This is a genomic window from Anaerotruncus sp. AF02-27, assembly GCF_003465835.1.
Classification (GTDB): Bacteria; Bacillota; Clostridia; order Oscillospirales; family Ruminococcaceae; genus Anaerotruncus; species Anaerotruncus rubiinfantis.
The window spans coordinates 1-18342 of sequence record NZ_QSBX01000035.1; the positions used below are offsets into that span (position 1 = coordinate 1).

Sequence of the window (18342 nt, forward strand, 5' to 3'; positions counted from 1 at the left end):
TTTTCACTGGCTTTTGCCCTTGCTTCCAGCTTTTCATTTTCCGCTAACAGGTCATTGATCGTGACCTTGTACTTTTTCAACTGCCCAGAGAAGTTCTCCATCTGCGGGAACCACTTTTTCAGCATGGAGAGGGCTTCCTCTTTTTTCTTTCCGGCGTTCAGCGGGTTAATGCCGTCCAGCGTGGCTTCAATGGCTCTGGCCTGTTTGGAGAGGGAAACCGCCTGTTTGAAAAGCCGGGTGGGGATATGCTTCCGGCCTGTCTTGCTGGCACTTTCCCCACGCTCCAAGTCGGGATATTTCTCCACCATATAAGCGTGAAAATCGTCCTGCCATTTTGAGAGATTGGCTCTGTTGCCGATAATCTCCTTTGCACACATGCGGTTGTCCTTTGTCAGCGGAACAAAGGTCAAATGTAGGTGGGGCGTTTTCTCGTCCATGTGTACCACCGCCGACACGATATTCTCCCGCCCCACCCGGCCAATGAGGAAATCCGCCGCCCTCTGGAAAAAGGCTTGTATCTCTTTCGGGGACTTCTTCTTGAAAAACTCCGGGCTGGCGGTAATCAGCGTATCCACAAACCGGGTACTGTCCTTGCGGGTTCGGCACCCCGCCTGTTCAATCCGGCTCTGAATGAAGTGGTAGTAGCGTCCCTCCGGCTTGACGATATGGAAGTTGTATTTGCTCCGGCTGGTGTCAATGTCGGGGTTGCTGCCATATTGCTCTTTCTGCCGTTCGTGATGGGCTTCCAGCGGTCTTGCCGGGGTTCCCTTGTGCTTCTCAAACCGCAAAATTGCGTGTTGTGCCATTCTGCTCCTTTCCCCGTTCCTTTCCTATCCGGGGTTTTCCACAGGGAAAATCTCACAGGAATTAGCTCGGATAGGATTGGAATGGATTGAATATAAATCAATCTTTTTATCTTTGTATTTCTATATACCGTCCGGTTTCCGTACTTCCGGGGAGTGATTTCCATACTTCATGAGTGCGGTTTTCAGTCCTCCGGCGTACCAGAACGGGATTTCTTGAAGTCGGTATTTGGAACCGCTTCATAGGATTTTGGGTAAATGCGGTTGGGTTTTCCACAGCCCTGCTTCTGGATCTCCACCAGTCCGGCATATTGCAGCTCCCGCAGGGTGTTCACCGCCTTTTGCCGCCCACAGTGGAGCAGCTCCACCACCTCGCAGATTGGATAGTACAGGTAAATCCGCCCGTACTCGTCCGCCCAGCCGTTCTTGCGGGATAACTCCGTCCGGCGCAGGATAAAGGCGTACAGTACCTTTGCTTCGTTGGACAGAGGGCTGAATGTGGGGGCTTCAAAGAGGAAATTCGGGAGCCGGGTGAAGCTGAACGCCTGTTCCGGCTGATGGATATAAATGGTGTTTGTCATATCGTGTTTTGTGGACGGTTAGAAGCCCGTTTTCGGGGGTAGACGGTAGTTTCGATTACCTGCCCCTGTTCTGTGCTTGCAAAGCCTTGAAAATCAAGGACTTTTCAGCCCCTAACTGTCCACAGTAGACCTCCTTTTCCGTTCACTTTCTGTTTTCTGTCGCCTGTGAACTCTGGCGGCACAGCCGGGACAGTATTTCGCCCGGTTGGACTTTGGGACGAACACTCTGCCGCAGACCGCACAGCGTTTCAAGTCCTTATCCCGGAAAATCTCCGCTTCCAGCGTCCCGTCCAGCGGCAAGACCGACCAGCGGAACCACTTACAGCAGACCGAGAAAGAAATGGTCTGGGGGCAGGTGTGGGTATCCCCATCGTCAAGGGGCATACAGTTCCCGTCCTCATAGTTGCAGCACTCCCGGCGGATTAAGGCGTTTGCCTGTTTCCTCTGTGCCGGTGTCATGCGGTAAATGGAACCGTCCGGCCTGCGTTCCAGCGGTGGCAAGTCTTTATAGGGGTTATCTCTCATGTGTTTCCTCCATTTTGCTTTCCGTTGCCGCTCTCACCGAAAAGGCTTCCTGCCCCATTCCTGCGGCGTGTTCCGGCGTTGGCACGCTCCCCGCAGCTTCTGGACACTTGTCCCGAAGTGACCTCTGGACAAAGTGTCCAGAAGTCCGGCTCCTTGCGGTGCTTCCCCGGCCGGGGTATTCCTTTTCGGACGGTCATGCGGTTTTCAAGGTGCTGTCCATCGATGAACTATCTCAAGTCTACACTTTTTTGACCGTCTGTGCCGTATATCCGAAAGGTAGGAAATCACCTCGGAAAACTCGCTATTTCCACGCTCTCGGAATTGTGGTAGAATAGAAAAAAATAATGCGAGGTGATAGAGATGGATAAGTTGGAGTTATTTTCAAAGTGCTTAAATTTAGTAGAGGGCAGGGAAAATCCTGAGAGTTGGTGGGGTTGGTGGAACGAACACGAATCCGAAGTGGAAAAACTATTGAACCACGGCGAGTTTTTGAAGTTAAAACCCCGGTCGCATGGGTTTTCTTGGGTACCAGTATTTGGTAGCCAAAAGGGAGCCATCACTATTCTGGAGAAGAACGGAATAGCGTTTGAAATTAGCAATCTCTATCAAGAACGGTATCTGGAGGAATTGGACACTTACTGTAAGAAACAGAAACGAGTACAACGGGAAAAGCAAAAGAAATTCAAGGCACAGCACCCCGAATGGTTTACTCAATACCCTAAGTTCTCAAAAATGTTGGCAAAAGTCTTGGACTCCTCTGATGAAATAAAATCTGCTGCAACTGTGGAGAAGATTGTAGAGATAGAAAAGAAATTAGGATTTATTCTCCCAACACAAGTTCGGGAATTTTTTCTCATAACTGAGGGAGTTAATGTATCTACAGGTTTGAGTATCAGCTTATCCCAGCTCTTTAATCTAACTATTCACGAGGAGCATTATTGTGTACTAGGCGAATTTTGGAAAGAGGCTGACGGAGATTTACTCCTACTTCGCCCCGGCGAAGAAACTGTCTGGTACTATGCCCATGAGCAAGACAAAGTAAAATTTTTGCGGAATACCATGTATGAATTGTTAGAAAAAGAGTTAGTAAATTATCTGCGAGAAAATTAAAAATATTTTTGACTATCAAGCAGACAAGGAGGGGGAGCATGGAACTATCCATACAGGAACGATTGAAAGACCTGCGTGTGGAACGAGGGCTGACGCTGGAACAGCTTGCGGAGGAAACTCATCTTTCCAAATCTGCTTTAGGCAGTTATGAGGGAGACAATCTCAAAGACATCAGCCACCATGCCCTTATCCAGCTGGCAAAGGTTTATGAAGTGACCGTTGATTACCTGCTGGGACGCTCTAAAACAAAAAATCACCCAAACGCCGATCTTGCAGACCTGCGCTTGAGTGATGATATGATTGAACTATTGAAAAGTGGGCGGGTGGATACTTCCCTCTTGTGTGAGCTGGCGGTACACCCGGATTTCCCCCGGCTGATGGCTGACCTTGAAATCTATGTGAACGGAACGGCAGTCAAGCAGGTACAGAGCGCAAATGCCATTGTGGATATTATGAGCGCAACCATTATGAAGCAGCACAATCCCGGCTTGTCCGACCCGCAGTTAAGGCAGCTTGTCGCCGCCCATATTGACGATGACAGCTTTTGCCGCTATGTGATACAGCAGGACATAAACAAGATAGCTCTTGACCTGCGGAAAGCACATAAGGACGATTTTTTCAGCGTCCCGGAGGACAATCCGCTGGAAGATTTTTTACAGACCGCCGAGGAAACCGCTAAAGAGGACAGCGACCCGGAGCAAGCATCGCTGGCGTTTATCTGCAAGCGGCTCAAGCTGAACTACGGGAAGCTGTCGGAAGAAGAAAGAAAGTGGCTGAAAAGGATTGCGCAGAAGTCGGACTTGCTGAAAAATCCAAACCCGCAGCGGGGGAGAAAATAGAGAACGAGAAATTGGAGGGAGTAAAGGTGCAGGAGGCAATTATAAAATTGAAACTTCTCGGTCAAATGCCAGACGCAGTGAAAGATGACCCTACAGAAGAAACCATCAACATGTATGACGAATTGCTCTCCAATGTAAAAACGCCATTGACAAGAGAAGAAGTAGGCGTATTGATTGACATTTTCCCCGAAGGTGGAATGTATGGAGTAGAGTGGGATTTGCTAAAATTGGTAGAGTCTTATTTGATAGAAGCACCATCAAGTGAAGAGTATCGAAAATTGATTACTGCTTGTCCAAGTGAAGAATGGCGAGAAACTATGCAAGCCCGTTTAGATAATTGGGAAAACAACAAACAATAACTTGTTGGGGAGATAGCAAAGCCAGTCGAGCCAGTCAACGGTCAAGATGAACGGCGCATTTCATGCGCCGCCGTTGACAGCCCCGCCCGTCTTTGCTAATGGGCAATCAAGGCGGGAAAGCCCTAAAATGGCTTCCCGCCCATTTCAATTTTGAGAGAAAAATCCGTCTGCTTTTTCGTAAGTGTGGCTATCCGTCTGGGACACTTTGTCCCATAGTTCGGCGTAGGACGAGGGACGGGGGCATTCATATACGCCCTGTCTGCTGATGAAACCAGTCCTGCGCTTGCGGCTCCACGCCGCGCAATCACAGCCCTGTTTTCCTGCCGTAAAAATGCCCTTGCCCTCCCCGGCGGCAACCGCATTTTCGCAGCAACGCCGACAGAGCGTATAACACACTACACTTTGCGAGCAAAGTCGTGTGCCAAGGGGCAAACCCCTTTGGAAACCCCTGACAACAAAACAGGCGGTATGCTGCCCTCTCCGGGAGCATACCGCCGTTTGTTGTCAGCAGCCCGTTTCACGGTCTGCGTGTAGTTCCTTGTAAACTGACCTAAGGTGTAAACTAAAAAAAGATTACACTGGAAGCGGAGGCAATTTACCGTGCACCTCATCCATATCGATAAAATTCTGCGCAAGACCCCGGCCGCCGGGGAAATCCCGGATGAACGGGAGCTTTTACAAAACACAATGCAGGTCGCGTGGCCGTCGATCGTGGAATCTTTTCTGGTGAGCCTTGTCGGCATGATCGATATGATCATGGTCGGTTCACTCGGCTCCTATGCAATTGCGGCGGTTGGGCTCACCACCCAGCCGAAATTTATCGGGCTTGCGATCTTCGTCTCGCTCAATGTGGCTGTTTCCGCCCTGGTCGCGCGCAGGCGCGGCGAACAGGATCAGGAAAGCGCCAACAAGGTGCTCGTGCAGGCGCTTCTCATCACGCTGGGGCTCACGGTGGTTGTCACGGCGCTCTGCGTGGGGTTTGCCGACCAGATCATCCGTTTTGCCGGTTCCGCGCCGGACACCCACGCGGATGCGGTCGCGTACTTCAGGATCATCATGGGAGGGCTCATCTTCAACTCGGTCACACTGGTGATCAATGCCGCCCAGCGCGGCGCGGGCAACACCCGTATTGCCATGCGCACCAATATGGTTTCCAACGGGGTGAACCTCCTTTTCAATTACCTGCTGATCGGCGGCAATTTTGGTTTTCCCAAGCTTGGCGTCAAAGGCGCGGCGATCGCAACGGTTATCGGCACCGTATTCGGACTTGTCCTGAGCGTCCGTTCGGTCTCTCATCCCGACCAGTTTTTGTATTTCCACGGCCTGCGGCATGTGCGTTTTGACCGGCGGACCATCCGCACCATCACCAGCATCTCCTCCAGCACGCTGGCGGAACAGGTCTTTTTGCGGATCGGCTTTTTCACCTACGCTATCATCGTTGCCCATCTTGGCACCGTGGCGTTCGCCGCGCACCAGATCGGCATGAATCTGCTGACCATCAACTTTTCCCTCGGCGACGGGCTTTCCGCTGCTTCAATCGCCCTGGTCGGCCGCAGCCTTGGGGAAAACCGCGCTGACCTCGCGCGCATCTACGGCAGCGTCTGCCAGCGGATCGGGCTTTTCTTCTCCTGTGTCCTGGCTGTTATTTACCTTTCTGTAGGGAAATATATCTTTATGCTTTTTTCGCAGGAAGCGCAAATCCTTGCTTTCGCACCGGTCATCATCACTCCCATGATCCTCATCGTTTTCATGCAGATTGCAAACGTCACTTTTTCCGGCTGCCTGCGCGCCGCCGGAGATACCGTTTTCGTCGCGGTTGTTTCGCTCATCAGCGTCACCTTTATCCGCCCGTTTTCCGGCTGGCTCTTCTGTTATCCGCTGCAAATGGGCCTGATGGGCGCGTGGCTCGGTCTCACCGTGGATCAGGCGCTGCGTTCTCTTCTAAACGGCCTGCGTTTTGCCGGCGGCCGTTGGACCAAAATCAAAATATAAAATTTTCAAGGAGTATCCGCTATGATCACAGTCGATGCAAAAGGCAAAAATTGTCCGATTCCGGTCATTCTGGCAAAAAAGGAGATCGATGCGGGCGCGCGGGCGTTCACCGTCCTGGTGGACAACCCGGCCGCAGTGGAGAACCTCACCCGTCTGGCCGACAGCCAGGGCTACGCCATTGACGCCGCCGAAGCGGATGGCGTTTACACGGTTTCTTTTTCGATAGCCGGAGGCCCCGTCTGTGAGGCACAGCCAATCCTCCGACCGAAAAACGGTAGCTGGTCGGTTTTTGTCCCCCGTGACACCATCGGGGACGGTGACCCGGAGCTTGGGACTTCTCTCATAAAAATGTATTTTTACACCATCGCCCAATCGGACGATCCGCCCGCTTCGATCCTGTTCATAAACGCGGGCGTCAAGCTTCCGGTCTTTGATGATCAGATTGTGGAACATCTCCAGGCCCTTGTGGAAAAAGGCGTGGAAATTCTGGTCTGCGGCACCTGTCTCAATTTTTACGGCATCGCCGGGCAGCTGCGGATCGGTACAGCCAGCAACATGTACGACATCACCGAGCGCATGCGACAGGCGGACAAGGTGGTCACCCTCTGATGCGGTACGGCGTAATCGCTTTCGATTCGACCCATGCGGCCATCCATGCTGAAAAGCGGCTGAAAGCCCGCTGCAAAGTTTCCATGATGCCCACGCCGCGCCAGATTACGGCCTCCTGCGGCATTTCGATCCGATTTTTTCCGGATGACCTCGGCGTGGTCCGTGAGGAGCTTGCCGCGCTTGGCTCTTCCCGCCTCTATGCCATTTACGGGATCGCGGACGACGGGAGCATCCACCCGGTCTAAGCTTTGGCTGTATCCGCAAATAAAATGATGAGGTGAATGCTATGAACCGATGTTTTCCGCGCTTGCTTTGCCTATTGCTGGCTCTTTCGCTCTGCGCCTGCGGCGCCCCGGGAGAAAAACCCGCCGCTCCGCCGCCTGTGCCGGAGCTGATAAGCCCGGCTTCTTCGCCCGCAGAATCTCCTGAGCCGGCGTCGTCCGCACCGGAAAACGCTCCTAGCGTATCCCCAGAGGATGATGCCCTTTTGGAGAATTACGAATGGGCAGAGGTCACCTTCCCCGCCTATCAGGACGGCAAGGAGGACTATAACGCCGAAATCTATGAAATTCCGCCGTTCACAATGAAAATGCTGGTCCCATACGGCTGGACGATATCTTTTCCGGAAGATCAGGCGCACTCCATCCCATTCACACCAATGGATATCCGCGACAGCGGGGAAACCGTCATGGGCAGTGTGGGCTACTGCACCTTCGAGCTCTATCCGGATACCACGCCGGAAAACTTCTACCGTTCGGTATACAGCGGGCTGATGCTTGGCTCAATGGTGAGCTGGGACTGTGAATATACCCCGGTCAAGGAAACCGAAACCACCTGCAATGCCACCTGTTATGTTTACACGAAGGACACGGGGCCGGAGTGGGGAGGACGGATGCCCTCCGCCCCGGTCACCTATCTGCCCGCCATCCTTGCCTATGATAAGGAACTGCTGGTCTACATCGCGGCCTCGTTCGACGCGGGGCGCATCACCCCCGAGCAGCAGCGCGTCATGGCGCAAAGCGTCACCCTTACTCCCAAAAGCTAAGGCCTCTGTTCAGGCTTCTCAGCAGAAGGAGCGCCCTGCAAAAAACGGCAGGGCGCTCTTTTTTGTTTTTTGCACGCCCTGCCGCATATCTCCCGGGTGTCTGTGCACCGCTGGCCGCTTCGGAATTTTCGCACATCTTTCCCTGCCTGAAAATTGTAAATCCGTTTGATCATTTGCCCGATATGGGCGGCGGGGCCGATGTCCGCCATAAACCCACCATGTCCCCGCAAGCCATCGGCTGTTCGTCGGGGGCGGTCTTAAAGCAGTTTCTCCAGTTGGCCGAGGCTCGTTACCGGCGCGGCGCAGCTCCCGTTTTGGCAAAGGTAAAAAGCGGTTCCCGCCTGCGGCAGTGGATAGGCCCCGGTGAACGGCGCGCAGATCGCCAGCTGTTCTGCGTTTTCCCGCGTCTTGACCAGCGTATACAGCCGATACTGCTCCGCGATCTCCCGCAGCCCTTCCGGAGGGGTGTCCGCCGAAGCGCATACCAGCTCGCGGGAAGGATAAAGCGCTTCCATCAACGCCAGCAAGGCAAAGCAATGTCCCGACGGATAATCCCCGGCGCTTCCCGCCAAAAAGGCGAGCTGCCGGTCGGCAAGCGCCTGCCAGCGGCTTTCACCGGTCAGTTTCCAGAGCCGGATCAGCACCAGCCCTGCGGCGGAATTTCCAGAGGGCATCGCGCCGTCATAAACTTCCTTTGGCCGGGTGATCAGCTGCTCCGCATCGGCGGCGGTGAGATGGAAACCACCGCGCCGGGCATCCCAGAAATGGATTTCCAGTTCACCCGAAAGCCGGATGGCCTCCCGCAGGTGAGAAATATCGGCTCCGGCGGCATAGAGCTCCAGCAGCGCCCAGGCATAAAAGGCGTAATCATCCAGCTGCCCGTCGTGGGCGGCTTCCCCCTCCCGCCAGCGCAGCCAAAGCCGCCCATCCGGGCGGGTGAGGTTTTCCCGCAAAAAGGCCGCCGCCCGGTTTGCCGCTTCCAGGTACCGCACCTCCCCCAGCACCCGGTATGCCTTGGCCAAAGCGGCAATCATCAGGGCGTTCCAAGCGGTGAGCACTTTGTCGTCCCGGTGGAGTTCTTCGCGGCTGCGACGATACTGGCTGAGTCTTTCCCGCATGTCCGCCAATTCCAGAGAATCCTGTTCAAAAGAATCGTTGCCGAGCAGGTTCGGGATGTTTTTCCCCTCGAAATTTCCCCGGGCAGTGACGTCATACCACCGGCAGAACCGATCTCCGTCCTCCTGGCCCAGCACGTTCTTCACCTCATCAGGGGTGAACAGGTAGTATCTGCCCTCCTCGCCGCCGCTGTCCGCATCCTGTCCACAGTAGAATTCCCCCTCCGGGCCGGTCAGTTCCCGCAGGACGTAGTCCAGCGTCCGCCTGACAATTCCGCGGTAGAACTCCCGTCCGGTCCTTGCGAACGCTTCCAGATAGGCGTAAGTCAGCAGAGCATTGTCATAGAGCATCTTTTCAAAGTGGGGCGCCAGCCATTTTTCGTCGGTGGAATAACGGGAGAACCCGCCGCCAACCTGGTCGAACAGGCCGCCCCGAGCCATCTGGATGAGTGTGGTTTCCGCCATGCTCATGGCGTCCGCGTCCTTATTCAGGCGGCTGTATTCCATCAAAAACAGCAGGTTATGGGCAGCTGGAAATTTGGGCGCATTTCCAAAACCGCCGTTTCTTGGATCAAACCCGCGCCGGAAAAGCGCTGCCGCCGCGCGCGGCAGCGCTTTGTCCGGTTCGGCTGCGCGCGCCGGCTTCTGGCTGGCGATATGCGCTGCGATCTCGTCCCCAGCCTGCAAAAGCTGCTCGCGGCCGGTCCTCCACAGAGACGATACCTGTTCCAGCAACTCCACCAGGCCCAGCTGCCCGTAACGGCTGCGTTTCGGCAGGTATGTCCCCGCCCAGAAAGGCTTCTGATCCGGTCCCATCAGGATGGTTAACGGCCAGCCTCCCGCGCCGGTCAGGGCCTGACAAACCGCCATATATACCGCATCGATGTCCGGCCGCTCCTCCCGATCCACCTTGATGGCAATAAATGCCCGGTTCAGCAGCTCCGCCGTCTGCGCGTCCTCAAAGGATTCCCGTTCCATCACGTGACACCAGTGGCAGGTGGAATACCCGATGGAAAGAAAAATCGGTTTATCCTCCCGCAAGGCCGCCTCAAAAGCCTCGGCGCCCCAGGGATACCACTCCACTGGATTATGGGCGTGCTGTAAAAGATAGGGCGACTTCTCGTGGATCAAGCGGTTTTCACTCATGTTCCAAATCCTCCTGTGCCGGGTTATCAATGAGATTTCCCCGATAGTCGAAGCGGGAGCCATGGCAGGGGCAATCCCAGCTTCTCTCGTCCGGATTCCATTCCAACTGGCAGCCCAAATGCGGACAGCGGATCGAAACAACAAATGTCTCGCCCTGCCCGTCCTTGTAGACGCCCAGCTTTTCCCCGCCGCATTCCACCACGCCGCCATGGCCGCACGGCAGCGCCTCAATATCCGCCTGGGGCGGTGTGAAGATCCTGCGCGTCAGTCCCTTGGCGGCCTGAGCCGTCTCCTGCATCAATGTTCTCGCCGAGGCGGATGGGGTAAAACGCTGCGGAGAAAACACCGGTTCCCAAGGGGTTTCCCCTTTAACGATCAGGTCAGAGATCATTCGGGCGGACACCATTGCGGAAGTCATCCCCCACTTTTGGAAGCCCGTCGCCACATACCAGCTGGGGGTGGACGCGGAAAACCGGCCGATATACGGGATGCCGTCCAGCGTCATGCAGTCCTGTGCGCTCCAATGGGCGGCCTCCCGGCTCCCGGGCCAATACCGCCCGGTCGCCTCCCGCAATTTTTGGTACTGCCCGCCTGCCGAATTTTCCCCAGTGCGGTGGCTGCCGCCGCCAAGAAGCAGCAGCCCGCCATCCGGGCGCAGAGAAAGGCCATCCTGATCCACGCCAAGATACATCCCCTCCAGGCGAGCGGTATTTTCCAGCGCGATCACATAGCTGCGCTCCTGATGCATCCGCATGAAATAATAGCCGGGGAAATTTTGAAACGGATAGTGGCAGGCAAAAATAATATGCCCGGCTGTCACCGTCCCCCGGTCTGTGACCACACGGTTTTCCTCGGCCGCGGTGACCCTGGTCAGTTCATAAACTTCAAGCGGGTCCGCGACCGCGCGCAGAAACTTCAGCGGATGAAACCGCGCCTGATGATCAAAGCGCAGGGCGGCGGCCACTGGAAAGGGAAGTTCGGTTTCGCTGCAGTAAGACGCGTCTATCCCCAGTTTTTTTGCCGTTTCGAATTCCCGGGCCAGCGGTTCCCGTTCAGCAGTGGAATAGAGATAGGCGGGACAGTCGGCCCATTCGCACGCAATCCGCTGCGATCCGATCAAATGCCGGTATTCGGCGATGGCTTGTTGATTGGCCTGGGCATATTGCCGGGCCTTCTCTTCACCGAACCGCTCGGTCAGCCGGTGGTAAACCAGGCTGTGCTGCGAGGTGATCTTTGCAGTGGTGTTCTTCGTCTGTCCGCTTCCCACGCGGGCGGCTTCCAAAACGACCGCCCGCAGCCCCGCTTCCCTGAGAAAATGCGCGGTGAGAATCCCTGCCAGACCGCCGCCGATCACAGCGGCATCCACCGCAAGGTCGCCCCGCAGCGGTGTGCGTTCCGGAAATTTTACAGTTTTGCTCCAAATCGATTCGCTCAATGCTTCCATCCCCCTGCCGCAGCGGTTTCCCGATTTTTCAGTTTCTGGCCTGCCGCTTCGCGCGGACCGGTGCTTTTCACACGCCGGCTGGCAATCGCTTTCATTTTACCACGCTCCTGTTTTTTCTGATGTTTTAGCATTGGTAAAAGCAGCAAAAATATTCCCATACGGCAGAGCGCCGTCATGTGGGTTTACGGTTCCTAGCGGCATGAAGCGCACAGCCATAAATGCCACCCAAAAAGGCCCCCGCAATTTTTGCGGGGGCCTTTTCAGATTCAGTGCGCCTGCTGTGTCTTGCGAAATTCCAGATAATCGTCATAGCTCATCATCCGGTCGGTGATGGTTCCATCCATATGGATCTCAATAATCCGGTTGGCGATCGTCTGGATAAACTGGTGGTCCTGCGACGAGAAGAGCACCGTCCCCGGAAAATCGATCAGGCCGTTGTTGACCGCGGTGATCGACTCGAGGTCGAGGTGGTTGGTAGGCTGATCGAGCATCAGCAGGTTTGCGCCGGTGAGCATCATGCGCGAGAGCATGCAGCGCACCTTCTCCCCGCCTGAAAGCACCTTCACCTGCTTATACACATCGTCGCCCGAAAAGAGCATCTTCCCCAAAAAGCCGCGCATAAAGGTCTCTGTGTCGTCCGGCGAATACTGTGCAAACCACTGCAGCATGGTAAGCTCACTGTTATTGAAGTAAGGGGAATTGTCCTTTGGGAAATAGGAAGTCGATACGGTCTGGCCCCATTTGAAGCTGCCTTCATCCGGTTCAAGCTCCTCAGCGAGAATCCGGAACAGCGCGGTCTGCCCCTGTTCATTTTCCCCCACAAAGGCGATTTTATCGCCTTTGTTCACCAGAAAGCTCACATCGTCAAGCACCTTGACCCCATCGATCGATTTACTGATCCCCTTAACTTCGAGGATGTCTTTGCCGGCCTCACGATCCGGCTTAAAGCCGACCCACGGATAGCGCCGGGAGGAAACCGGGATTTCATCCACAGTGAGCTTATCGAGCAGCTTGCGGCGGGAGGTCGCCTGTTTGGACTTCGATTTATTGGCGGAGAACCGGGAGATGAACGCCTGCAGGTCCTTGATCTGATCCTCGCGCTTTTTGTTCTGGTCCTTCAGGATCGACTGCATCGCCTTGCTGGCCTCATACCAGAAATCGTAATTTCCCACGTACATGCGCACCTGGTTGAAGTCGATATCCACCGTATGGGTACAGATGGTGTTGAGGAAATGCCGGTCATGCGAAACGACGATGACCGTGCCGGGGAAATCGAGCAGGAAATCCTCCAGCCATTCAATCGATTTGACATCCAGGTTGTTGGTCGGCTCGTCGAGCAGCAGGATATCCGGCTGGCCGAAAAGCGCCTGCGCCAAAAGCACCTTAACCTTCTCGCCGCCCTTGAGCTCACCCATCGGGGTGCCATAAAGCTCCGGCCCGATTCCAAGCCCCTGCAGGAGCCTTCCGGAGTCGGTCTCGGCGTCCCAGCCGTTCATTTCGGCGAATTCCCCTTCGAGCTCGGCGGCGCGCTCCCCGTCGGCGTCCGAAAAGTCCGGCTTTTCATAGAGCGCGTCCTTTTCCTTCATCACCTCATAAAGCCGGGGATTGCCCATGATGACGGTATCGATGACCGGATACTGGTCATACTGGAACTGGTCCTGCTTTAAAACCGAAACGCGGCATTCCTTGGGGATCACCACCTCGCCGGTGGTCGGGTCAAGGTCGCCGGAGAGGATGCGCAGGAAGGTAGACTTGCCCGCGCCGTTCGCGCCGATGATGCCATAGCAGTTTCCTGGCGTGAACTTGAGGTCGGCGCCTGCAAACAGCTTGGTGCCGCCAAACATTAAACTGACATTCGAAACGGTAATCATAGATCCTCCACTAACAGATAACACAAAATTTTCCTGTCCAATTTGTCACTTTTTCAGTATAACATAGTTTCGGCTTTCGTCAACCGTTTTTGCCCGGAAAAGCCGCGAAATTCGGGCCTTCCGGCGCGCTTCCCCTTGCAAATCCGAGCAAAATGTGTATACTTGTGAGTACGAAATACGAAGGCTTCCCCTTCAAAGGAGTTTTGCAGATGAACGTACTGGTAGTGGGCTGCGGAAAGCTCGGTTCACAACTTTCGAGCGTGCTTTCCAAAATGGGGCATGATGTCGCTGTTATCGATAACTTTCCCGAACATTTCGATGGGCTTTCGGATGACTTTTCCGGCTATACGGTGAGCGGCGTGCCAATCGACCAGGATGTCCTGCGACGCGCCGGCATAGAAGGCTGCGACGCACTGGTTGCGGTCACCAACGACGACAACATGAACGTCATGGTCTGCCAGCTTGCCCGCGAAATTTTCAAGGTCCCACGGGTGCTCGCCCGCATCTACGACCCGCCGCGCGGCAGCGTCTTTTCCCATTTCGGGCTGCATACCATCTGCCCAAACAACCTTTCGGTCGACGCGATCTATTCGATGCTCACCGACCACGACAAGGTCAAAAATGTCTATCTCGATTCGGCCACCGTTTCATTCGACGCCGCTGAGCCGCAGCCCAGACAGGTCGGTATGCGGCTGCGCGAGCTCTGCGCGGAGGATTCCGGCAGGCAGGTGCTGTTCGGCCTTCTGCATGCCGACGGCAATCTCACTCTCGCGCATGCGAACGCTGAGGAGCTGGTCGGCCAAAACGACCGACTCCTCTATGCCAAGGTGATCGACTGATTTACGCCTTCCAGGCGTCCATAGGAATCAAGCGGCTCTGCTGCTTGAGAATTACTGGTGCGTTTCGCCGCGCGCCGCGAGGCCCTGGTATTCGCTGCGCTGAGCCTTCCGATGCTGCACTGGTTTTATGCTCCCGGTAGAGCGGAGGCTCCTTTGGAGTCTGGGTGGTACGCGGCATTTTTGCCTGTGCCTTTGCTATTCGGTGCAAGAAATGGGAAAGAACACGCCAAAGGAGCTAGGGACTCGCTTCCCGGCCTATGGGCCGGAGCGCGCTTCGCCGTCAGGCGAGCAGGCTGCCAAACGTGGCACACACCGTTTTGTCTCAGCAGATTGCGCGCGATCTTTGCCGCAAAGCGGCGGCTCTTAGGCCGTAGATCGGGGCTGCGGGGTGTCCCCGCGTTGTCCCTCTTTGCTTCCTTTCTTGGACAAGTGAGAAAGGATCTCCGGGCGTGTGAAGGGCGCACCCCCGCGCTGGGCAGGCGCAAAAAAGAAGAAACGAGGCTTTTTCTATGAAAATCATTGTTGTTGGCGGCGGAAAGGTCGGTTACTACCTGACCAAGACGCTGCTGGAACACGGGCATTCCCCCCGCCTGATCGAACGTGACCGAACCCTTTGTACCCGTCTTGCCAACGATCTCGACGTACCGGTCGTCTGCGGCGATGGCACCATTATCGATATTCTCGAGGCTTCCGAGGCGGACGGCGCCGACGCGCTCATTGCGGTGACGGGGCGCGACCAGGACAATCTGGTCGCCTGCCAGCTGGCAAAGGAAATTTTCCATGTCGGGCGTACCGTCGCCCGCATCAACAATCCGAAAAATGCCGCCGCCATGAAACAGCTGGGGGTGGATATCCCGATCTCCTCCACCGACAACATCGCCCGGCTGCTCGAACGTGAGGTGGACACCGCGGCCATCAAGCAGCTTATGCCGTTAAACCGCGGGGAAGCCTCCCTGTCCGAGCTGCAGATCCCGGAGAAATATGACCTTGACGGCATCCGTCTCGTGGATCTGCACCTGCCGGAGGAGTCGGTTATTGTTTCGATCTCCCGCGGCGGACGCCTGATCATCCCACGCGGCAATTCGCAGATCCTTTCGGGCGACAAACTCCTGGTGGTCTGTGCGAACACCGCCCTGCGGGAGCTTTCCGAACGGCTTTCGCTCAAAAAGGAGACATAAAGGATAAAAAATGGGCGGGACGCTTTTTGCGTCCCGCCCATTTTTTGTGATCTGTTCAAAGCTCATTGATAAAACAGACGATCCCCTGTTCGGTTACATCGAGCACGCCGTAGGTTCCGTTCGAGCCGCGCGGCATACCCAGGCTGCCGGGATTCATCAGGTGCATCCCCTCCCGGTAATCGACCATCGGGATGTGGGTATGCCCGAACAGGACAACGTTCGCCTGCATTTCCTGCCCGGCGCGCACAAGGTCCGCCAGGCCGTATTTGACGTTATACATATGCCCATGCGTGTAAAAAATCTTTGCCTGTCCGCAGGAAAAACATCCGGCCAGCGCCGATTCCGATCCGAAATCGCAGTTTCCGCGCGCGCTCAAAAATTTGTGTTCGGGAAAAATCTCAACCACCTGCGCAAGTTCCCGCGCGCCGTCTCCAAGATGGATAAAGATATCCGCCTCGCGGTGCTTCTCCACCAGCTCCATCAGCGCATGGAAATCACGGTGGGTATCGGACATGACAATGATTCGCATAACACAAACTCCTTGCAATTGGACTTGCGGACAGGAACATTCCAGAGAATATCTGCTATTAATATATCATACTATTAATTGAAATGAAACAGGCGGTGACAAAGTTGAGTAACAATCTAAACCTTTCGCAGGACCAGATGGATTCCCTGATGCAGATGGCGGGCAAGAAGATGGGTACTGATCCGCAGAAACTCAAGGAACAGATGCAGAGCGGTCAGATGGACGGCATATTGAAGAACCTGAACCCGAACCAGCAGGCGCAGATTCAGAACCTGATGAACAACCCAGCTGCCATTGAACAGCTGATGAACAGCCCGAAAGTACAGATGCTGCTGAAAGGGCTCATGGGCAAATAGCTCCCGTTTACACAGAAAGGGCGTGAAGCGCAAACTATGGATGATCTGAATTCAACAATCAGCTCAATACTGGGCGATCCGCAAAAGATGGAGCAGCTGCGTGCGGTCGCACAGTCGCTGGGGATCGACACCGGCGCCGCCGGCGCGCCCGGCGGGCAGCCCGCGCAGAACACGCCTCCTCCCCCTTCCGGCAGCCCTGGCAACCAAGCGGCGCCTTCCGGCGGCGGGGTCGATCCCGCCGCCATTGCATCCATCTTGCAGAATTTTCAGAACATGGGCGGTACAAACGCCGCAAACGCGGCCAATACCGCGAGCGCCGCGCAGAATGCCGGTGCGGGTTCGGGACCGGATCTCGGCGCGTTTTCAAAGATTGCCGGCCTCATGAGCGCCTATAACCAAAGCGACAAAAATGTAGAGCTGCTGCGTTCGCTCAAACCACACTTCTCCCCCACGCGCGCAAGCAAGATCGACGACGCGGTACGGATCATGCAGATTATCCGCATGTGGCCCGCTCTGCGCGACAGCGGCCTGTTGGGCAGCCTTGGCAACCTGTTCGGCGGAGGTGGCAACAACCGATGATGCGTTGGAACAGCACCAAAACCTATACCGAAGACGATATCCTGCGCATGCAGCAGGAAGCGGTCAACCGCGTGCATGAATTCCAGTCCCGCGCACAGGAGGCGGCCTCTTTCTACGACACACCCACCATCGGGGAATACCACGAGCCTTACCCCGTCCCACAGCCGGTGATCGAAGCGCAGTCCCGCGTGCTGCCGCAGGAAAACGATCCCGAGCCGCAGCAGGCGGCACCGCCTGCGCCGCCTGCGCCCCCACAGCCCACCGATCCGATCCACGGGCTGCTCGAAAAGCTCGATCTTGACGGCGAAACCCTGCTGATTCTCGGGCTTATCTTCCTGCTTTATAACGAAAAGGCGGATAACGTCCTGCTCATTGCGCTCGCCTACCTGCTTCTCTGAGCCTCTCCCTGTTTTCTCCCGTTTTCATTGGGAACCTCATTTCCTGAAAGGCCGCCGGAAAAATTCCGGCGGCCTTTCTCTTTCAGGTTTCCTTCAGCGCTTCCTGCAATGCCTCTTTATAGAGCACACCCTTTTTATAACCGGTTTGCCGGGCAACCTCCCTGGCCGCGTCCGAAAGGGACATCCCGCCATCGGTGAGCGCCCGCACCATTCCAACCGCCTCCGGCAATTCCGGCACTTCCTCCGTTTTGGGCTGCGCGCCTTCCAGCACCAGCACAAATTCTCCTTTGGGGTTGTTTACGGTATAATATTCCACCGCCTGCAGCAGCGTTGTGCGGCGAATTTCCTCGTGGATCTTTGTCAGTTCCCGCGCAAGCGTGACCCTGCGGTCACCCAGCACAGAAAGCATGTCCTGCAGGGTGCTCAGCAGCTTATGCGGCGCTTCATAGAAGATAAGTGTGCGCGTGTCGTCCCGCACCGCTTCGAGATGGGAAAAACGACTGGCGCGCTTGACGCTTAAAAATCCTTCGAACGCAAACCGGGAAGTCGCAAGACCGGACACGGCCAGCGCGGAAATAGCGGCGCTCGGACCCGGGACCACGACGGTGGCAATCCCCGCTTCGGCACAGAGCTTCACCAGGTCCTCGCCCGGGTCGGAGATACACGGCATGCCCGCGTCGGTCACAACACAGCAGCTTTCGCCCGCCAGAATCCGGCCGACAATCATCTGCCCGCGTTCGCGCAGATTGTGCTCATAGTAGCTGACCATCGGCTTTTTGATGCCGAAATGGTTTAAAAGCTTGAGGGTGACGCGGGTGTCCTCCGCCGCAATAAAATCGCATTCGGTAAGCGTCTTTACCGCGCGCGGCGACAGATCCCCCAGGTTGCCGATCGGCGTGCCCACCACATATAACCTGCTCACAGGTTCGCCTCCTTTTGATAGATGCGCAGGACTTCTTGGGAAAAGCCGCCCGGTCCCTCAATTATAAGCGGCGCTTCCACCTGCAAAAACGGCTTTGCGCCG

General features: G+C 55.7%; 20 protein-coding genes. 12 read left to right on the forward strand and 8 right to left on the reverse strand.

Features of this window, described 5'->3' with window-relative positions; translation table 11 throughout:
- The 3 genes from mobV to DWV16_RS16860 form a co-directional block, all read right to left on the reverse strand.
- Positions 1-806, reverse strand: an 806-nt coding sequence (gene mobV, locus DWV16_RS16845; RefSeq protein WP_118480529.1) for a MobV family relaxase, incomplete at its 3' end; no start/stop codon positions are given.
- Between the two features lie 182 nt (positions 807-988).
- Positions 989-1384 (reverse strand): replication initiator protein A, encoded by a 396-nt coding sequence (locus DWV16_RS16855; protein ID WP_118480491.1) that lies wholly within the window; start codon positions 1382-1384, stop codon positions 989-991.
- 111 nt (positions 1385-1495) lie between these two features.
- A complete protein-coding gene (locus DWV16_RS16860) occupies positions 1496-1909 on the reverse strand; it encodes a cysteine-rich VLP domain-containing protein (RefSeq protein ID WP_118480493.1) in 414 nt (137 codons plus the stop codon).
- 360 nt (positions 1910-2269) lie between these two features.
- On the opposite strand from DWV16_RS16860, the gene DWV16_RS16865 reads away from it, so the two are divergent.
- The 7 genes from DWV16_RS16865 to DWV16_RS19390 all read left to right on the forward strand — a co-directional run bounded on the left by DWV16_RS16865 (position 2270) and on the right by DWV16_RS19390 (position 7863).
- Positions 2270-3019 carry an SMI1/KNR4 family protein gene (locus DWV16_RS16865; RefSeq protein ID WP_118480495.1) on the forward strand — a complete coding sequence of 250 codons (750 nt, stop codon included), beginning with the start codon at positions 2270-2272 and terminating at the stop codon, positions 3017-3019.
- A gap of 38 nt (positions 3020-3057) precedes the next feature.
- Complete coding sequence (locus tag DWV16_RS16870) at positions 3058-3858, forward strand: helix-turn-helix domain-containing protein (protein WP_118480497.1); 801 nt, start codon at positions 3058-3060, stop codon at positions 3856-3858.
- Between the two features lie 26 nt (positions 3859-3884).
- Complete coding sequence (locus DWV16_RS16875) at positions 3885-4217, forward strand: hypothetical protein (RefSeq protein ID WP_020225659.1); 333 nt, start codon at positions 3885-3887, stop codon at positions 4215-4217.
- Positions 4218-4817: 600 nt separating this feature from the next.
- The gene (locus DWV16_RS16890) at positions 4818-6209 is read left to right on the forward strand and encodes an MATE family efflux transporter (RefSeq protein WP_242863520.1); all 1392 of its coding nucleotides are present in this window, start codon (positions 4818-4820) and stop codon (positions 6207-6209) included.
- A gap of 21 nt (positions 6210-6230) precedes the next feature.
- A complete protein-coding gene (yedF, locus tag DWV16_RS16895) occupies positions 6231-6818 on the forward strand; it encodes a sulfurtransferase-like selenium metabolism protein YedF (protein ID WP_118480501.1) in 588 nt (195 codons plus the stop codon).
- Positions 6818-7063, forward strand: a complete 246-nt coding sequence (locus DWV16_RS16900; protein ID WP_066452576.1) for a DUF3343 domain-containing protein — start codon at positions 6818-6820, stop codon at positions 7061-7063. Before yedF ends, DWV16_RS16900 begins: the two co-directional genes overlap by 1 nt.
- A 41-nt stretch (positions 7064-7104) precedes the next feature.
- Positions 7105-7863 carry a hypothetical protein gene (locus tag DWV16_RS19390; protein WP_187116818.1) on the forward strand — a complete coding sequence of 253 codons (759 nt, stop codon included), beginning with the start codon at positions 7105-7107 and terminating at the stop codon, positions 7861-7863.
- Positions 7864-8120: 257 nt separating this feature from the next.
- Here DWV16_RS19390 and DWV16_RS16915 read toward each other — a convergent pair whose 3' ends face one another.
- The 3 genes from DWV16_RS16915 to DWV16_RS16930 all read right to left on the reverse strand — a co-directional run bounded on the left by DWV16_RS16915 (position 8121) and on the right by DWV16_RS16930 (position 13439).
- Positions 8121-10124, reverse strand: a complete 2004-nt coding sequence (locus tag DWV16_RS16915; protein ID WP_118480503.1) for a thioredoxin domain-containing protein — start codon at positions 10122-10124, stop codon at positions 8121-8123.
- Entirely contained in the window at positions 10117-11559 is a 1443-nt protein-coding gene (locus DWV16_RS16920; RefSeq protein WP_370219394.1) for an FAD-dependent oxidoreductase, read from the reverse strand. The genes DWV16_RS16915 and DWV16_RS16920 overlap by 8 nt, the downstream gene beginning before the upstream one ends.
- A gap of 275 nt (positions 11560-11834) precedes the next feature.
- The gene (locus DWV16_RS16930; RefSeq protein WP_066452593.1) at positions 11835-13439 is read right to left on the reverse strand and encodes an ABC-F family ATP-binding cassette domain-containing protein; all 1605 of its coding nucleotides are present in this window, start codon (positions 13437-13439) and stop codon (positions 11835-11837) included.
- Between the two features lie 209 nt (positions 13440-13648).
- Here DWV16_RS16930 and DWV16_RS16935 point away from each other — a divergent pair, with 209 nt between their 5' ends.
- A complete protein-coding gene (locus DWV16_RS16935) occupies positions 13649-14278 on the forward strand; it encodes a TrkA family potassium uptake protein (RefSeq protein WP_066452594.1) in 630 nt (209 codons plus the stop codon).
- A 509-nt stretch (positions 14279-14787) separates the two neighbouring features.
- Positions 14788-15456 (forward strand): TrkA family potassium uptake protein, encoded by a 669-nt coding sequence (locus DWV16_RS16945; RefSeq protein WP_066452596.1) that lies wholly within the window; start codon positions 14788-14790, stop codon positions 15454-15456.
- A gap of 55 nt (positions 15457-15511) precedes the next feature.
- Here DWV16_RS16945 and DWV16_RS16950 read toward each other — a convergent pair whose 3' ends face one another.
- Positions 15512-15985, reverse strand: coding sequence for a metallophosphoesterase (locus tag DWV16_RS16950; RefSeq protein WP_066452598.1), 474 nt, complete (start codon positions 15983-15985; stop codon positions 15512-15514).
- A 104-nt stretch (positions 15986-16089) separates the two neighbouring features.
- Between DWV16_RS16950 and DWV16_RS16955 the strand changes: the two genes are divergently transcribed.
- The 3 genes from DWV16_RS16955 to DWV16_RS16965 are packed head-to-tail and all read left to right on the forward strand — an operon-like array spanning position 16090 to position 17318.
- A complete protein-coding gene (locus DWV16_RS16955) occupies positions 16090-16341 on the forward strand; it encodes a hypothetical protein (RefSeq protein ID WP_066452600.1) in 252 nt (83 codons plus the stop codon).
- Positions 16342-16377: 36 nt separating this feature from the next.
- Entirely contained in the window at positions 16378-16920 is a 543-nt protein-coding gene (locus DWV16_RS16960) for a hypothetical protein (RefSeq protein WP_118480511.1), read from the forward strand.
- A complete protein-coding gene (locus tag DWV16_RS16965) occupies positions 16917-17318 on the forward strand; it encodes a hypothetical protein (protein ID WP_079987968.1) in 402 nt (133 codons plus the stop codon). Before DWV16_RS16960 ends, DWV16_RS16965 begins: the two co-directional genes overlap by 4 nt.
- A gap of 82 nt (positions 17319-17400) precedes the next feature.
- Here the strand turns inward: DWV16_RS16965 and rsmI are convergent, their stop codons facing one another.
- Positions 17401-18240, reverse strand: coding sequence for a 16S rRNA (cytidine(1402)-2'-O)-methyltransferase (gene rsmI / locus DWV16_RS16970; protein ID WP_118480513.1), 840 nt, complete (start codon positions 18238-18240; stop codon positions 17401-17403).
- Positions 18241-18342: the final 102 nt, after the last annotated feature.

Coding starts and splice junctions, on each gene's coding strand:
- DWV16_RS16965 (WP_079987968.1), top strand. CDS start 16,917: ATGATGCGTTGGAACAGCACCAAAACCTATACCGAAGACGATATCCTG.
- DWV16_RS16930 (WP_066452593.1), bottom strand. CDS start 13,439: ATGATTACCGTTTCGAATGTCAGTTTAATGTTTGGCGGCACCAAGCTG.
- DWV16_RS16945 (WP_066452596.1), top strand. CDS start 14,788: ATGAAAATCATTGTTGTTGGCGGCGGAAAGGTCGGTTACTACCTGACC.
- DWV16_RS16900 (WP_066452576.1), top strand. CDS start 6,818: ATGCGGTACGGCGTAATCGCTTTCGATTCGACCCATGCGGCCATCCAT.
- DWV16_RS16855 (WP_118480491.1), bottom strand. CDS start 1,384: ATGACAAACACCATTTATATCCATCAGCCGGAACAGGCGTTCAGCTTC.
- DWV16_RS16960 (WP_118480511.1), top strand. CDS start 16,378: ATGGATGATCTGAATTCAACAATCAGCTCAATACTGGGCGATCCGCAA.
- DWV16_RS16865 (WP_118480495.1), top strand. CDS start 2,270: ATGGATAAGTTGGAGTTATTTTCAAAGTGCTTAAATTTAGTAGAGGGC.
- DWV16_RS16935 (WP_066452594.1), top strand. CDS start 13,649: ATGAACGTACTGGTAGTGGGCTGCGGAAAGCTCGGTTCACAACTTTCG.
- DWV16_RS16860 (WP_118480493.1), bottom strand. CDS start 1,909: ATGAGAGATAACCCCTATAAAGACTTGCCACCGCTGGAACGCAGGCCG.
- DWV16_RS19390 (WP_187116818.1), top strand. CDS start 7,105: ATGAACCGATGTTTTCCGCGCTTGCTTTGCCTATTGCTGGCTCTTTCG.
- yedF (WP_118480501.1), top strand. CDS start 6,231: ATGATCACAGTCGATGCAAAAGGCAAAAATTGTCCGATTCCGGTCATT.
- DWV16_RS16870 (WP_118480497.1), top strand. CDS start 3,058: ATGGAACTATCCATACAGGAACGATTGAAAGACCTGCGTGTGGAACGA.
- DWV16_RS16950 (WP_066452598.1), bottom strand. CDS start 15,985: ATGCGAATCATTGTCATGTCCGATACCCACCGTGATTTCCATGCGCTG.
- DWV16_RS16915 (WP_118480503.1), bottom strand. CDS start 10,124: ATGAGTGAAAACCGCTTGATCCACGAGAAGTCGCCCTATCTTTTACAG.